We start from the raw sequence: 17,390 nt of genomic DNA on the forward strand, positions 1-17,390 counted from the left end.
ATCAGTTCTTTTTCGTATAACTTTCAAAATGAGCTTTAGCTTTTAGATATTCCATACCTCCAGGGAAGCCTTTGTTTTTGTCTGGGGGTAATAGTAAAAGCTCTCGTAAAACTTCATTGTTTTTTCTTTTCCACTTAATTTCATACCTTGGCAATATAAGTGACAAGAAGTCCCCTGACTCCTTTGTAAATCCAAACCAACGGCCTGTAGCCCAGTACAAATCATCATCCAAGAACACGTATATTGAACATTTTAAACATTCATGTTTTATTTTATTGAATATAGGGAAGGAACCAAAGAATCCGGTCAAATAAAGATTTTCAGGCAAATCAAAACTAAAAAACAGGCAATCTCCTCCGTATGCAGAATTTATTTCTGAGACAGAATTAACCCCCATATAGCTATATTGAAAAAAGTCGCTAGATAATTCTTCAGGCAACTGCTTTATAAAGTGAAGATCTATTCTGTTTCCTGCATCATCTTCCAGATAAATTTTATTCTCAGATTTATTACCTTGTTGTATGATTTCTTGTTTTGTCATTTCGCCTAGCTTTAAAATCAGATAACCTTTTTCACATTGATCAGGAGAAGCCTTAACTGCGCTGACCACTGCAAAAAATAATAAAAAGAAAAAGTAATACATTGTTGATACCTTTCTGAATCAATATAACGGGCCTGTAGAAAAAAAATTTCTAAGGCTACTCTCTCCAAGACACTCACTTTGAATATTAATTTAATCCTTTTGCAGTCATCCAATTATATCAAAGCCGCTCTATCAGATTTAGCACTTGTAAACTTCTCTCTCAGAAAACCGTATGCCCATCAAGTGGATCTGGAAGTATTGAAAGCAGAGTACGGTGTGAGGGATTATCAGGGTTTCCTGACTTCTGAGAGAGAGTGTTTCAAACGCAAAATCCGTTTCAGCCTCTCTTGAAGATAACAGCTTTTATGGTGATTTTTTCTAAGAATTCGTAATATTGCCAAATCAGGGAAAACAGCTAATCTTGAAATTTTGCAAGTTGATGGATTGATTTTTCATGAAAGCAGCGTGTAAAATTTTTGTCCTTGTAGCTCTTTCATCAATTTTACAGGCTCAGGGAATTGTAAAAAGGTACTCTCATACAAGTATTAAAGTACCAATTAATAAATACCCTTGGATAATTCAGACAATCAATCAAAGGGGTCGTCAGTCCAGCGGGTTTTTAATCAACAAACGATATGTATTAACAGCGGCACATGTTGTTGATAATATTGAGAAAAGGAGGTGCTTATCTGTACACTTTCTTAATTATCAAAACCCATTTTTCATACAGATAAATAGAATCGCATTATCCCCTCTATATAATTACAAAAAAAATATATTTAATGACATCGCTGTTCTTGAATTATCAACCCCTGTTGAAGAAAAACTAATACTATCATCAACGCCTGCTATTGACTTTCAACCCTATACATGTAAAGAGCTATACAGTTTTCAGAGTCTCATTGGTTCAGGATATGCAATGCGAACTTCTCTGAGAGAAGCTAATTTAACATGGGAAACAAATCAAGAATGTGCTGAGCCTAATGGTCCTTATAAATACTATTTATCCTATGATGGCTACTCTGAAAGAGGCGATTCAGGCTCGCCATTATTCTATTGGGGAAATAATTCTTACCATGTTTTAGGCGTAGCAATTCAAAGTTTGTTTTGCAATAACTGTGGTAACATTTATGAAACTATGATGCATAATGTTGATTTCATACAAAATTCAACAAGCCACTTCCAAAACTCTGAAGATTCAGCTCAATTTCAACCCCAAATTGAGTGGATTTCTTTAGAATGCCCACCGGCTTCAACTGCCTCATCAACATCAAAGGCTTCAACGACTATGCTTTTTTTAGTTGTGTTTTTAACACATTCTACATGGCATTTACGATAGTAAGTACTCAGCCATACGGAATCGAATATTTCTGGCTTATTGGGCAGGTGCTCTGCAAGGCGCAACGACGGGAACATAGCAAGCTATGTGACCAGAGTTGCAACGCATCACGACTGCATGGATGCAGGAGCTAGAGCAACGCAGGAGCAGTTGCCGCGAGTGCCTGAAGAATAAGTCAGAAAATATGATTTCGTATGGTTGAGTACTTAACTATCTTGCTTTCACAAGCGTCAGTTGCCTTTTATCTTTTAAGGTAGGGTCTCAGAACAAGCCAGATAAGATTGTGTGTGGCATGACAGGTGATTACAGCGATTGGACCATGATGGTTATATATATATGAAAAGTAAAAACCTGCTACTGTAGCACTAAAAGCTTGGACAGGTGACCAGCTTGGACCTAATAAATGACAAAATCCAAAAAAAATGTTGCTAAAACATAAAGAGAGATCACTGGCAATACAACGTTGGCTGACAAATAAAGTATCAATGAATGATCGGGGACGGCACAATCTTCGGCACAGGACATAATTCAGCATTGGCTGCAAATAAAAGCGAAAAAAGACTTCTTCCATGGCTGACCCAACAACAAGCGCTAAACCCCTGATAAAAACAGGCCGACTGGTTGCACAATCATCGCATATCCTTTGACCTTCAGGAAGGAATATAGAAGCTATCGGGACTATAATGCAAGTTGAAAAAGTAAATTCAATGGTACCACAGATCACACCAATCATTATCTGTCTGCTTATGATCCTTAATGAAGACTCTGGTTTCTCTTCATAGACAGAGCTTGCGATTAATGGGCACAGCAAAAGTGTAATAAGTAGAAAAGTTTTCATTGGCAGCTATTCATATACAAATCAGGAAGTTTAGCATCTAAAAAAAAATTCCGGCATTAAATCCAACTGAAACGAGAGCCATATTCCTAAAGCTCGTCAGAAACGCTGAAATGGTCCTCTTCTTCGAAACCTTGAAGGTGAAGCTCGTGTTCGTAAAGACGTTACGGATAATCCAGCATCTTTGAGATGCTATAGCGGGATACAGACAGCATTTTTATAATCGAGTTCAATGTCATTCAAGCTTCAATAAGCAATCGCCGGTAGAATACGAGCTGACAACTTAGCTATAGACCTATGTCGATTTTTTCGGGGTCTATTTTATCGGGGAAGATGATAGTTCATTGTATTCGCCTCCTTTGCTGCAAGTCTTAGACACAAGATAACGCTTACAACTTTGAACTAAAGAATAAAAAAATTGTCTAAATGATAAATGAATAACAGGGATGTTAATAAAATGAACCATATTTCGTCTTTATCATTATCAACAGAGAACATACAAGCAAGTTATAATCTGGAGCCTGAAACCAGGCCTCCTTGTAAGTTTGCTGGGTTTAATGTTTCCAGAGTTGCTGACAGACTTGCAAACCGATTTCCAATTTCAAAATTAGAAAATCATTCCCTGAAAAGTCATTTCTGGTTTACAAATGAAATTTCATCAGTTTATGCATGCGAACATGTTTCGTTAGCATCAACTATTGCTGGGATTCGTAACTCACCCACAGTAAATGAAAGAAGAGTATCCATTGTAACGGGTGAGTCAGGTTTACTATCTTGTATACCAGAGCTTTCAAGAATATCAAAATTGATCATACAAGTTGACTGCGACCCTGTTCTTTTAAAATTCATTGAAAAAATATTGGAAAAATTGACCTTCTTAACTTTAATCAATCCCGAAATTTTTGATGAGTTAGTCCAGTCATCTTTAGAGCTTTTAAAGAAATCAGGATGTATAGCAGACGAAGTAGAATCAGAAATTTTAGAATCAGCGGCAATGTATAAAGAAGCAATGGGAGAGCTACACTGTCTCTCATCGCAAAGCAGATTAGAGGAATTCAAATCAGCTTTAAGTGAATGCCGTATACAAGCCATAGAGGCAAACTATTTCTCAAAAGATGACATGGATAGTCTAATTAAAATACTGGTAGAGGAAAATCTAGAAGTCTCTTATTTTAACATATCTAATGTAATAGAATACTTTGGTAACTTCTATTCGATGAACCCTTTCAATGGTTTAGTTCAAGGCGTGGAAAACACTAGATACATTAGAGCTATTCCACTGGCTGAAGATGCAATTTGTGCTTATTCATCTCTCATTTCAAGCCAAGATCACACCGGGACTTGCACAAGAAACGAATTATTTGAGCGTTTGTATCAATTAAATAAATCCAAGACTTTTCGTAAAATTGCACGCTATGCTCGTCAATCCAGATCAGATGTAAAAGATACAATCTCTGCTTGTGAACATTTAACCAAAGTCAGATTGATAAATGCTGAGACAGCCATAGATTTTTTAAGGTTGATTTTGGCACACATTACTAAGGAGGAATCTATAATTCTATCTTCCCGATCCAGTGATATTGATCGCAGCTTGAGTGAAAATACTGTTTATAATGATCAAGACAGAATAAAATTTATGCAGATAATCAGAGCCGCAGAGAGTTAATAGTTTTGATCTTAAATGACAGGCCTCCAGTAGAACACGAGATGGACAACTTTGCTAGTAAACCCATGTCCATTTTAACTCGAGAAAATCATTACGTTCGACACTAGCGCTTTAAAGGTTTATGCTTCAAAGCTTATCACCAACGAGAACAGCCCCCATAGATGATAACTCATCAGGTGTGAATCGATGAAAGTCTTTAGGTGTTAAATTTTTTGTCAATTCCTTTAGCAAAACGGGGTAACCAAGAGTTTCTCTTAAATCATTGAGCATTAATTGCTGGTCACTAAATTCACTTCCTGGTTGGCCCTGTTCAATAGTATCTGACTTCCAACCGTGCGCTTCTAATATTGCTCCACTGTGAAAAAATTTGTTTGCACCTGAGAAAAACAATGTAACCCCGCCAGAATAAACGAGACTGTCTTTTCCTATGTATGTGTCTAAAGAGAAATATCGTACAAGCAAAGCTGCCTCGAACACATGAACTAAGTAGTTAGTACCGGATATTTTATCTAAATGCAACTGTTCGATATCAGGAAAATATTGTCGCAACAAGGGAATAATATAAGGTGTATTCTTATGCAGTTTTCCAGAAAGCGATGCTACTTTTTCAGAAGTATCAACCTTTACTCTAATTCTCGATAAATACTTTGAAAATCTATTTTTTATAAAAACTTGATCCATAGGAATGCCAAGTTCTGAAAGGACTTCTGGAAAAGCCATTGCCAAATGCTTATTCTTTAATTTATCTTCGAGCTTATTAATATATGAGTTTGAAAATCCTGAATCTTTCATTACAAGAATAAGATCAAAAACATCTGGGAACACGATCAATCCATCATTAAAGACTATAACTGAATACTCAGTTATATCTTTTGAAAACGTTCTATTTTGATCACGCACGACTACAAATAATCTTTCTGTAGATTTGCCATTACTTAGCCTTTTGGACAAAGATCTAATCTCTAAAAAAGATGATTTTATAGAGGCGTTTATTTTCTTCTCTTTCAATGGGCGTTTTTCGATATTGGACAGAATCTTTTTAGCTTTTTCTTCGATAGACAGAGGTTCCTTAGTACAAATGGCCTCTGACCTGTAGCCTTTGTAATTATCACTTACAAGACACGGGTATGAATAACTTGAGAACGCCAGAGAAAGAATTAATAATAAGTAAGTTTTATTTTTCATAGGTAAACATCCTTTTAATTTTGATCATATATCTTTGATTATGTGTGTTGCAATGACCGACCTAAAGTAGAACACGAGATGGTTAACTTAGCTATTAAACCTATGTCCATTTATCCTGAGAAAATCATTACATTTCGTCAACCTGCGTTTTAAAGGTTTATGCCTCAAAGCTCATCATTAACGAGAACAGCCCCCATAGATGATAACTCATCAGGTGTAAATCGATGAAAGATGTCAGGTGTTAAACTTTTTGTCAATTCCTTAAGCAAAACAGGGTAACCAAGCGTTTCTGTTAAATCGTTGAGCATTAATTGTACATCACTAAATTCACTCCCAGGTTGACCCTGTTCAATAGTATTTGCCTGCCAACCGTGAAATTTTAATATTGCTCGACTGTGAAAAAAATTGTTCGCACCTGAGAAAAACAATATAACACCCCCAGAATAAACGTGACTGTCTTTTCCTATGTGTGTGTCTAAAGAGAAATAACGTACAAGTAAAGCTGCTTCGTACACAAAAACCGCGTTATTAGTACCGGGTATTATATCCAAATGTAGTTGTTTGATATCAGGAAAATGACATCGCAATAAAGCAATAACATGAGGCGTATTCCTATGCAACATTCCAGAAAGCGATGCTTCTTTTTTAGAAGCGTCAATCATTACTTTAATTCTCGATATATACTTTGAAAATCCATCTTTTATAAAAATTTGATCCATAGGAATACCAAGATCTGAAAGGACTTCTGGAAAAGCCATTGTCAAATGCTTATTCTTTAATCTATCATTAATTTTATTAATATATGAAATTGAAAATCCTGAATCTTCCATTACATGCATAAGATCATATGCATTCGGGAACAGGAGCATCCCATCATTAAAGAGTACGAGTGAATACTCAGTTATATCCTTTGAAAACGTTCTATTTTGATCGCGTACAACTAAAAATAACCTTTCTGTAGATTTGCCATTACTTAGCCTATTGGTCAATGATCTGATCTCTAAGTAAGCTGATTTTATAGAGGCGTTTATTTTCTTCTGTTTCAATGGACGTTTTTCGATATTAGCCAGAATCTTTTTAGCTTTTTCTTCGATAGACAGAGGTTCCTCAGTACAAACGGCCTCTGACCTGTAGCCTTTGTAATTATCACTTACAAGACACGGGTATGAATAACGTGAGAACGCCAGAGAAAGAAATAATAATAAGTAAGCTTTATTTTTCATGGATTAGCATCCTTTCAATTTCTTTGATCATACATCCTTTGACCAAACCTCTTGTAAAAAGTTCCCTTGTTTAATATATCAATAAGATAATAGAATCCTTGTGAACTACCTCAAGATACATGCCACCTGACAATGAATCCGGCATTACCTGTCCCCATAAACTGACTCAATAGGTTAACTGCTTGAATTGACTGCGCATTCGTATGTTATTTTCACACTATTTGAAGGCGCCGTATCATCCACAACTGTCAGGGTAAGTGCATTATTTTCGATAATAAATGTTATTGAGTAAGTCATTTCATTGTTTACTTTAATAGTCGAACGGTAGGTTCTATCCGGAACTGTTGTTGTAAATCCCGCTTCGCAAGCTGGGTTACTGCATGTACAAATAGCATTCTTACCTTGTATCCAGTCTTTAAAATTTTCAAAAACACCTGCACTCATTTCAGAACCAGTTAAATAAAGCAACCCTTTGTTCAATTCAATTTCATTTCTTAAGAAAACTTTAACCATTCGGCCAAAATCAGACTGCCAGCCATCTTTGTTTGCAATATAAAATGTGCGCCCCTCACTCGTTTGAACTTTTTCTCCACCTTCATAATCAAGAAAATTGATCCATTCAGGAATATTGAATTCAAGCCAACCAGATTTATATACAAGCTTGGGGTTTATAAACCGTTCATTTGAAAGTGCGACATGACAAAAACATAGAGCAAAAAAAAAGAAGTAATGTTTTTTCATATTCAATACTCTACTACTTGGAAAATCATCAGTTCTGCAGCTTTACCGATTTTCATGAGCATATTCCCTGCAGCTCTACAGCATTTAAAAGTTGCATAAGCATTGTTGTTGCCAGTAAGGCTTAAATTGGCAAAATCCATAACCAGAAAAGAGCAAAGAAAACGATATCTGCAAGTTCTGTGTATCAATCAACCTTGTCCAAGCCGACAGGGCTTCGAAGTTAGTAAATGGGTAGCTCATTTCGCTCTCCACCCCGTCTGCCAGCGTTAGCTGACTCTAAAAGATACTTGCGTTAATTTGCAAACTTTCTTACTTCTTCTGAGTCGATAAGGCCTGGATATACAGTTTTAGGAATATTTTCGCCAAAATATATCAGTTTAGAGTTGTTATTTCTCCAAAACGCCTCTGCCTGTTTTAGCTCAACATATAAATGTGTAATGAGCCTTTCATTGGCTATTGCTTCTTGCAGCGTAGCATTGGCACGAGCTTCACCACTAACTTGTATTACATAGGCTTCAGCTTCACCCTTTTGCCTGAGTATAAAGGCTTCTGCTTCAGCGTCTTCACGTAATTGATGGATTCTAACAGCCACTCGAATCTTCTCTAATTCCATTTTATTTTTTTCTTCAGCAAGTTTTTTTTCATTCTCTATTTCAGCTACCATTTTATCTGTTTGAGCCTTTTTGGATCGTCCCAATTGTTCGGTTTCAGCTTCCTTTAATTTCCTGGCTTGAATTTGTGAAACAGCTACAAGCTTGCTTTTCTCTTCCACAATAACTTCGTAGTTTTTTCTTATGTTTCCTGGAAGAACGGGCTTAGAAACAACCACTTTATTTATTTTTAATCTAGAATTACTTTTTGCTTGCTCTTCAACCAGGTGTTGTAACAAAAAATCGTTTATAGTAGGAAACTTATCAATATATATTTCCTGTGCTGTCATGGTCGTACACAGCTCTGTTACAGCCTGAATTGTAGGCTCTGTTATTAAGTAATGATCATAATCTTCTCCAAAATTTGAGACAATATTTAATACTTCGTCTTTATGGAGCTGATTATAAACGGCAATTCTAGGAAAATGTATTGTGAGACCGTCCATAGTACCACATGCTATATCCTCAATAATATCTATCTGTGGTCTTACATTTATTCGCATTCCTTTGGTAACAGGCCATGTGAATAATCTGTGTATTCCCGGCTCATAAACCTCCTTATAAAATCCACCTCTGAAAAAAATACCAACACTTCCTTCTGGTACCGTATATGTAAAAGGCATCCAACTGTATAACCAGTGAACTGAAATTTCATCAGAAAGGGCAGATTCAACACAAAGTAATGAAAATATCAAGGCAGCTATTTTTCTCATAATCCAAGTTTCCAAAAATTTTGAATTTTCAGCTACAAGATAGCAAAGCTGACATGAGGTATCGGATTATTTTAAAAATAAAAAAGTACGCTTCTGACTGTCTTCACTTTACAAATACACCGAATTCAAAGCCAACAGTATAGACATAACTCTAACTTCTGATTATTTATCGGAAGTCGAAGAAAGAATGTTGCAATATCAGTTAAAGGAAAAGCCTGATTTCGTTGATGTTATTCGTGGCAGCAGCAGTGTCCTGAAGGTGCTTTGAACTATTGAAGCAATAAAAGCTTTTGAGCCCGCTCAAGGATAAGGTTCCACAAGAGCTATTCAGAGAAATGAGAGAAGACTTATCAGTCAAATATTCGATACTCTTACCGTTATGAAACTGGAGAATTTGAAGGTGTGAGTAGCAGATCATCTCACACCTTCAAGTTCTGAGTGTCAATCAGAGCAAGCAGGCCAGAAGGGTGATGCCGACAACGGCAAGCACAATACCTAAAACAATCTTCAGTTTACGAGCTTTTTTAGCGGACTTTTGCGCTGAATCCAGAGAATCCCCGGCATCTTTGACATTCTCACTGCTTCGAGTGATATTATCTTCAATCCGGCTCACCCCCTCACCCTGTTCACGAACCAGACCTTGCAGTGTATGCACCATCCCGCACACTTCAGCAACATCTTTTTCTATTTGAAGCATTTCCTGATGTCGATTGCGTAGCTGGCTCAATTCATCAAATTTAATGTCCAGCAACACCTTCTGAAGACTGTTGGCAGCCTCGTGGACATGGTTATCAGCCGCAGATGACGCATCAAGCAGATTGGCCGCTGTGTTCAGTTTCTCAAGAATTTTGCCCGCCTCTGGATGATCCTGAAGCTTTTTTCTGGCATCGTTTAGCAGATCTGTGGTTTTCTGCTTCATAGCCACCAGATCCTGCCCGGAATGTGCCCGAGAGCAGTCACTTTTGAGACTCTCAAGTCTGACTGCCAGATCGTTGCCATTGTCACTGCCCGACTGGGCAGGTTTTGAAACCGGCCTGATAACACCTCTTTCTGAAGGCGGTCTGGCAATAGCGCGCTCTGAAACCTGTATGGTGCCGTCTGAGCTACTTGAGCTTTGCTCAGAGTAGTGGGTGTGCGAAAAGTCGCCGCTCTTCATATGGCCATAAGCGTTTTTGAGCTTACCGACCGTATGGCGTCCAAGCTTGGAGACAGCGCTTCCAAATTGCTCCAATTTTACGGCAATCGTTTTCTTACTGAATGGCACTGAGCCTGTTTCCAGAAAATTCATCATAACACTCCCTCCATGAATCCTTGTTGTATTGTTTTTCTGGACACAAGAATGCAATCAATGGCAGGAAAGGTCACTAACAGGCATGTCAGTTATGCTGACATAGCTATGAAAACCCACTGGCCAGGTACTTATACACAGAGGATGAGAGCTTCAGGGAGCTCAGAGGGGGAAACCAGCTTCTCTGCACAGGCCATTGACCCATGCAGAGAATCGAGATCTTCAGATGTGCTTAACCTCATCGATCTCATATTCAACATTGCCAGATGGTGTATTCACAACCACCACGTCACCTTCTTCTTTACCAACCAGGGCACGGGCAATCGGTGAGTTTACAGAAATCTTGTTATCCTTGATCTCTGCTTCATCATCACCCACGATCTTGTACTCGACTTCATCGTCCGTATCCAGATTAACCAGTACAACCGTAGTACCAAAGACAACCTTACCGGTTTTCTTGATCGTAGTAATATCGATAACCTGAGCGTTGGATAACTTGCCCTCAATATCGTTAATACGACCCTCAGTAAAACTCTGCTGTTCACGGGCTGCGTGATATTCAGCGTTCTCTTTCAAGTCCCCCAATTCCCGGGCCTCGGCAATTGCCTGGGAAATGCGTGGTCTTTCCACGGTTTTCAGTTGAGCCAACTCTTCTCGGAGAGCTTTTTCGCCCTCCACTGTCATTGGATATCGATTCATCCAGTCTTACCTTCGTGTAAATCCTGAAGTCTTCTGACTGTTTTCTCCGAACCAAAGGCAATGGCCCGGGCAATGGCTTCCGCACCTGCCATGGTAGTGGTGTAGAGAACCTTATTGGTCAGGGAAGATCGGCGGATTTTATAGGAGTCTGCAATGGCCTGACGACCTTCGGTAGTATTGACCACAAAGGCTATATCACCATTGACGATGCTGTCCACCATATTTGGTCGACCTTCCATCACCTTTTTGACCCGGGTCACGGGCAGACCGGCATCTTCGATCACCTGGGCAGTACCACTGGTAGCCACCAGTTCAAAACCGGTATCCATTAACAGACGGGCGATACCAGGCACCATGGGCTTGTCCTGATCACGGACACTGATGATGACACGGCCACCTTCCGGCAGTGCCATATTTTCAGCCAGCTGAGCCTTGTAATAGGCTTCCGGGAAAGAAGCACCAACACCCATCACTTCTCCAGTAGACTTCATTTCAGGGCCAAGAATCGGGTCCACACCCGGGAACTTGTTGAATGGGAAGATGGCTTCTTTCACGCAGAAGTATGGAGGCACGATCTCTTTGGTAAACTCCAGCTCTTCCAGAGTCTTGCCCATCATGACACGAGCGGCAATCTTGGCCAGGGAGTGACCAATGCACTTGGACACAAAAGGCACTGTACGGGATGCACGAGGGTTAACCTCGATCACATAGAGTTCACCGTCCTGCAACGCCATCTGAACATTCATCAGACCAACAACACCCAGTTCCATAGCCATGGCTTTCACCTGCCCACGGATCTTGTTCTGGATACGGGGACTCAGACTGTAGGGAGGCAGAGAGCAACCGGAATCACCCGAGTGAATACCTGCCTGCTCAATGTGTTGCATGATGGCACCAATGACCACACGCTCGCCGTCGCATACTGCATCGACATCCACCTCTACGGCACGGCTCAGGAACAGGTCCAGCAGTACCGGACTGTCATTGGAAACCTGAACGGCTTCCTTCATGTACTTTTGAAGTTCATCTTCGCCTGCCACGATTTCCATGGCACGACCACCCAGGACGTAAGACGGACGCACAACCAGCGGATAACCAATTTCCTTGGCTTTAGTTACAGCTTCTTCAGCACTGCGCACGGTAGCGTTTGCAGGCTGCAGCAGACCCAGCTTCTGGATCATGCCCTGGAAACGTTCACGGTCTTCGGCACGGTCAATTGCGTCCGGACTGGTACCGATAATTGGCACACCCTCAGCTTCCAGAGCACGAGCCAGCTTCAGAGGAGTCTGACCACCGTAGTGAACAATCACACCCTTGGGCTTTTCAACATCAATAATGGCGAGAACGTCTTCCAGAGTAACTGGCTCAAAGTACAGTCGGTCAGAAGTGTCATAGTCTGTAGAAACCGTTTCGGGGTTACAGTTAACCATGATGGTTTCGTAACCGTCTTCACGGGCAGCCATGGCGGCATGCACACAGCAATAATCGAATTCGATACCCTGACCGATACGGTTTGGACCACCACCGATAACCATGATCTTTTCATTATCGGTTGGCACAGCTTCACACTCTTCCTCGTAGGTGGAGTACATGTAAGCTGTCGTGGAGGCAAACTCGGCCGCACAGGTGTCCACACGTTTGAATACCGGCTTTATGTTCAGCTGACGACGATGGTTACGCACTTCTGTTTCAGCGACGGCCATCACTTCAGCCAGACGTGCATCACTGAAACCCTTGCGCTTGAGTCTGAACAGAGTGTCGGCATCCAGTGCAGACAGATCTTTACCAACCAGGTTTTGCTCTTCTTTAACAATGTCTTCAATCTGGACAAGGAACCAATGATCGATCATGCAGCTGTTAAAGACTTCCTCACGTGTCATACCGGCACGAAAAGCATCTGCCACGTAGTAAGGTCGATCCGCTTTTGGAACAACCAGCTCTGCCTTGATCTTGTCGATAGCACCTTCATCAGAAACATCCAGCATTGGATTGAAACCAGTAGCTCCGGTTTCCAGACCACGAAGGGCTTTTTGCATGGACTCCTGGAAAGTACGACCAATAGCCATGACCTCACCCACCGATTTCATCTGGGTAGTGAGGCGGTCGTCAGCCTGAGGGAATTTTTCAAAAGCAAAACGGGGAATCTTGGTAACGACGTAATCGATGGTAGGCTCGAAAGAAGCCGGGACCACGCCACCGGTAATTTCGTTTCGCAGTTCATCCAGGGTATACCCTACGGCCAACTTGGCGGCCACTTTGGCAATGGGGAAGCCAGTCGCTTTGGAAGCCAGAGCGGAAGAACGGGATACCCGGGGGTTCATCTCGATTACGACCATACGGCCGGTGTCCGGGCAAATACCGAACTGAACATTGGAACCACCGGTTTCAACGCCAATCTCTCGCAGCACAGCAACAGAGGCATTACGCATGATCTGATATTCTTTATCGGTCAGCGTCTGGGAAGGAGCGACTGTGATCGAGTCGCCGGTGTGAACGCCCATTGGGTCAAAGTTCTCGATAGAGCAGACAATGATGCAGTTGTCATTACGGTCACGGACCACTTCCATCTCATACTCTTTCCAGCCAATCAGGGATTCATCGATCAATAGCTCACTGGTGGGTGACAAATCCAGACCACGCTTGCAGATCTCTTCAAATTCATCCTTGTTATAAGCAATGCCACCACCGGATCCACCCATAGTGAAAGAAGGACGGATAATACAGGGGAAGCCCACCTGATCCAGCACAGCCTGAGCTTCTTCCATGGTGTGAGCAATGCCGGAACGAGGTGTTTCCAGACCAATGTTCTTCATTGCCCTGTCAAACATTTCGCGATCTTCAGCCTTATCGATGGCATCACGGCTGGCGCCGATCATCTGGACATTATATTTTTCCAGAACGCCCTTATGGAACAGATCCAGGGCACAGTTCAGAGCGGTCTGACCGCCCATGGTAGGCAGTACCGCATCCGGACGTTCTTTCTCAATGATCTTGGCGACGGTTTCCCAGCGAATGGGTTCAATGTAAGTCGCGTCTGCCATACTGGGGTCGGTCATGATGGTGGCCGGGTTAGAGTTCACCAGAATGACACGATAACCCTCTTCTTTGAGGGCTTTACAGGCCTGGGCTCCGGAATAGTCAAATTCACAGGCCTGACCGATGATGATAGGACCCGCACCCAGGATCAGGATGCTTTCAATATCTGTACGTTTCGGCATCGTTGCTCTCGTAACTTGTCTCAGGCTTGCGGAGTTCTTCGCTCACGAAAGCCTGTTGAGTCTGTACTGTATGTCTCTCTTTCAAGCGACCTGATCAGGATTTGGAAGCGGCTGTGTGCTTTTCCAGCATAGTGATAAACCGGTCAAACAGCACTGCGACATCATGCGGCCCCGGGCTGGCTTCAGGGTGTCCCTGGAAACTGAAGGCGGGCCGGTCTGTCAGCTCAATACCCTGAAGACTGCGATCAAACAGGGATTTGTGAGTGACCCGGATATTTTCAGGCAGATTCTCTTCAGCCACGGCAAAACCGTGATTCTGACTGGTAATCATTACGACACCGGAATCCAGATCCTGCACCGGATGGTTGGCCCCGTGGTGTCCAAACTTCATCTTTATGGTGGCAGCACCACTGGCCAAACCCAGCAGCTGATGACCCAGACAGATACCAAAGACCGGGATACGGGTTGCCAGAATATCCTGAATGGCCTTGATGGCATAATCACAGGGCTCCGGATCACCAGGACCGTTGGACAGGAAAACACCGTCCGGGTTCATGGCCAGAACCTCTTGTGCAGGAGTTTCAGCGGGCACAACCGTCAAACGACAACCACGCTGGGCCAGCATTCTGAGTATGTTGCGCTTGACACCAAAATCATAAGCCACAACGTGGAAGGGCTGCTCATCAACAGTCTGGTGATCATCGGACTCCAGAGACCAGACACCTTCTTTCCATTCGTAAGACTCCGAAACTGTCACCTCTCTGGCAAGGTCCATACCTTTCAGGCCGGGGAATGCCCGAGCCTTTTCCAAAGCTGCCGCTTCATCAATATGACCGTTTTCATCGGCCACCAGGATACAACCATTCTGGGCACCCTTCTCTCGCAGGATACGAGTCAGGCGACGGGTATCAATATCAGCAATGGCTACGATTTGATTAGTACGAAGGTACTCATCAAGAGGCATCCTGTTCCGCCAGTTGCTGGCGAGAAGAGGAAGATCACGGATAACAAGGCCAGCGGCATGAATTTCAGTAGACTCTTCGTCTATGGGAGTAATGCCGGTATTACCAATATGGGGGTAGGTGAGAGTCACAATTTGACGAGAATAAGAAGGATCGGTGAGTATTTCCTGATAGCCAGTCATGGCTGTATTGAAAACGACCTCACCACTGGTCTCTCCGTCGGATCCAATGGCAATGCCCCGAAAAAGACTTCCGTCTTCCAGAGCCAGTACGGCTGACTTAGTCAATGATTCCTCCCACATTCACCTCATGAAAATCATCTTATTCATGGGCAAAATGATTTTCTACGCTTAAGGCTGTTCGACCTGTTCCCAATCAGGTCAGCAAGGGTAAAACCTGATGGGTGAAGTACGCAAGACAGCAATGTTATAACCCTGTTTCCTTAGAGAGCACGCTCAAAAAAAGCGAGAGGTAAATTGAATCACCGTCTCGCTTTTTTTATCCGACTTTTATAAGGAGTCTCGGGGGCACGCCAACTGCCTCAACAAATCTAATGCAAATTTTTCGCATTCAAACACAATATTTATAAAAAGACAATATTTTTCTTCCAAAAAACACCTGAATTCAGGGCATTTCTGAACCGGTTTTCTTATGAGAGATCAAGAGCCAATGAATCGAAAAGAAAAGCAGTTAAGTACTCAGCCGTAGGGAATCAAATATTTCTGGCTTATTGGGCAGGTGCTCTGCAAGGCGCAACGACGGAAACATAGCAAGCTATGTGACCAGAATTGCAACGCATCACGACTGCATGGATGCAGGAGCTAGAGCAACGCAGGAGCAGTTGCCGCGAGTGCCTGAACAATAAGTCAGAAAATATGATTTCGTATGGTTGAGTACTTATGAACCAGGATCAGTCAAAAATCAGAATGATGTAGCAGAAAAACAGTGTCAGATGAGTCACTCCCTGGAAAAGGTTACTTTTACCTGAGGAAAAGTTCACAATGGAAACCAGTAGCGTCAGAACCAGCAATAGTGCATCGACATTGTTCAAACCCAGAACAATGATTTTGGAGGTCAGAACCCCGATCAGTAGCACGGCAGGTATGGTCATACCTATAGTGGCCAGAGCCGACCCCAGACAAATATTGATAGAGCGCTGAAGATTATTAGCTCTTGCTGCTTTGATCGCCGCCATCCCTTCCGGCGACAGCACCAGAATTGCCACAATCATTCCGCCCAGGTCTGTGGGTGCTCCCAGTTCAGAAATCCCATAATCCACAATCACTGCCAGCTTCTTCGACAGCAAAACAATGGGAACCATGTAGCAGAGCAAAAGCAGGGTATGTGACGGGACAGACAACCTCTTTTCATCACTGTGATCAGAACCCTCATTGTCACCCACAAAATAGTGCCGGTGTCTCATGGCCTGCATTCCCAGAAAAGCCAGGTAGAGGACAACATTCATAACAACAAGAAAGACTATTTGCTCAAGGGAGAAAGTACCTATGGACGTTGATTCTGTAAAATTCGGCAGAATCAAACCCAGCACAGAGAGAGGAACAAGAATTCCCAGAAAGGAGTTGGCTCCCTGCAAATTAAACGTCTGCTCAACATGTCTGACCCCTCCCAGAAGCAGCGACAGCCCGACCAATCCATTCAGTACAATCATCAGGACAGAAAACATCACATCCCGACCCAGCGTTGGATTATGACTTCCGGTGAGCATCACGGCTGAAATCACAATGACTTCGATACTGATCACTGACAGGGTCAATATCAGAGTGCCGTATGGCTCACCCAACTGTTCAGCCAGACCATCAGCATGGCGAACCACGCCGAAGGAAGACCAGAGCATAACAACGAACAAAATCAGAAACAGAGCCGCACTGACCCAGTTGGGAGATCCTGTCGTCAAAAAGCAGTTGCACAACGAATAGAATAATATTGATGCAGCAAAACCTGAATAAAGGCCAGGCTCGGATTTTAACACCAAAGGTAGTTTCATCACTGCTCAAGCTACCCGCAAAAAATGTTTTTTGAATGTTATTAACACGACAAAAGCAGTCACTTAGCCGTACATGAAGAATAGATGAGCGGTAAAAATCTCCCCACTCTTTCCCGGCTTATTTTGCTGTAACTGTTTTATATTTCTCTTGGGGGAACTACAGGCTCTCCCGAAACTCCATTCTCCAGCGAGCTATTAAACCTGACAGGAAAGGAGCATGCCCTTGAACGTTTCAAGCTGCATTCGAACAAGGGCTATCGACAGAGCAACTGTCCAGATACAA

13 protein-coding genes are annotated in these 17,390 nt (G+C 42.2%); 2 read left to right on the forward strand and 11 right to left on the reverse strand.

The window, feature by feature from the left end:
* Position 1: 1 nt before the first annotated feature.
* Positions 2-643 (reverse strand): hypothetical protein, encoded by a 642-nt coding sequence (locus ACOMHB_RS22060; RefSeq protein ID WP_448218224.1) that lies wholly within the window; start codon positions 641-643, stop codon positions 2-4.
* A gap of 394 nt (positions 644-1,037) precedes the next feature.
* Here ACOMHB_RS22060 and ACOMHB_RS22065 point away from each other — a divergent pair, with 394 nt between their 5' ends.
* A complete protein-coding gene (locus ACOMHB_RS22065; RefSeq protein WP_448218225.1) occupies positions 1,038-1,922 on the forward strand; it encodes a trypsin-like serine protease in 885 nt (294 codons plus the stop codon).
* Positions 1,923-2,163: 241 nt separating this feature from the next.
* On the opposite strand, the gene ACOMHB_RS22070 is transcribed toward ACOMHB_RS22065, so the two are convergent.
* On the reverse strand, positions 2,164-2,760 hold the full coding sequence (locus tag ACOMHB_RS22070) for a CPBP family intramembrane glutamic endopeptidase (protein ID WP_448218226.1): 597 nt from the start codon (positions 2,758-2,760) through the stop codon (positions 2,164-2,166).
* A 454-nt stretch (positions 2,761-3,214) separates the two neighbouring features.
* Here ACOMHB_RS22070 and ACOMHB_RS22075 point away from each other — a divergent pair, with 454 nt between their 5' ends.
* Entirely contained in the window at positions 3,215-4,423 is a 1,209-nt protein-coding gene (locus tag ACOMHB_RS22075) for a hypothetical protein (protein WP_448218227.1), read from the forward strand.
* Positions 4,424-4,549: 126 nt separating this feature from the next.
* Here ACOMHB_RS22075 and ACOMHB_RS22080 read toward each other — a convergent pair whose 3' ends face one another.
* From ACOMHB_RS22080 to ACOMHB_RS22120, 9 genes are all read right to left on the reverse strand, one after another.
* Positions 4,550-5,608, reverse strand: a complete 1,059-nt coding sequence (locus ACOMHB_RS22080) for a hypothetical protein (protein WP_448218228.1) — start codon at positions 5,606-5,608, stop codon at positions 4,550-4,552.
* A 164-nt stretch (positions 5,609-5,772) separates the two neighbouring features.
* Complete coding sequence (locus ACOMHB_RS22085) at positions 5,773-6,831, reverse strand: hypothetical protein (protein WP_448218229.1); 1,059 nt, start codon at positions 6,829-6,831, stop codon at positions 5,773-5,775.
* A 174-nt stretch (positions 6,832-7,005) separates the two neighbouring features.
* Positions 7,006-7,572, reverse strand: a complete 567-nt coding sequence (locus tag ACOMHB_RS22090) for a hypothetical protein (RefSeq protein ID WP_448218230.1) — start codon at positions 7,570-7,572, stop codon at positions 7,006-7,008.
* Positions 7,573-7,864: 292 nt separating this feature from the next.
* Complete coding sequence (locus ACOMHB_RS22095) at positions 7,865-8,935, reverse strand: SPFH domain-containing protein (protein WP_448218231.1); 1,071 nt, start codon at positions 8,933-8,935, stop codon at positions 7,865-7,867.
* Between the two features lie 445 nt (positions 8,936-9,380).
* The gene (locus ACOMHB_RS22100; protein WP_448218232.1) at positions 9,381-10,226 is read right to left on the reverse strand and encodes a syntaxin family protein; all 846 of its coding nucleotides are present in this window, start codon (positions 10,224-10,226) and stop codon (positions 9,381-9,383) included.
* Positions 10,227-10,445: 219 nt separating this feature from the next.
* Positions 10,446-10,922: a transcription elongation factor GreA gene (gene greA, locus ACOMHB_RS22105; RefSeq protein WP_422135269.1), complete on the reverse strand. Its 477-nt coding sequence runs from the start codon at positions 10,920-10,922 to the stop codon at positions 10,446-10,448.
* Positions 10,919-14,140, reverse strand: a complete 3,222-nt coding sequence (gene carB, locus ACOMHB_RS22110; RefSeq protein ID WP_448218233.1) for a carbamoyl-phosphate synthase large subunit — start codon at positions 14,138-14,140, stop codon at positions 10,919-10,921. Before carB ends, greA begins: the two co-directional genes overlap by 4 nt.
* Before the next feature lie 94 nt (positions 14,141-14,234).
* Positions 14,235-15,389 (reverse strand): glutamine-hydrolyzing carbamoyl-phosphate synthase small subunit, encoded by a 1,155-nt coding sequence (gene carA / locus ACOMHB_RS22115; protein WP_448218234.1) that lies wholly within the window; start codon positions 15,387-15,389, stop codon positions 14,235-14,237.
* Between the two features lie 623 nt (positions 15,390-16,012).
* Entirely contained in the window at positions 16,013-17,017 is a 1,005-nt protein-coding gene (locus ACOMHB_RS22120) for a calcium:cation antiporter (RefSeq protein ID WP_422135272.1), read from the reverse strand.
* Between the last annotated feature and the right edge of the window lie 373 nt (positions 17,018-17,390).

This window comes from Endozoicomonas sp. 2B-B, from assembly GCF_053470045.1.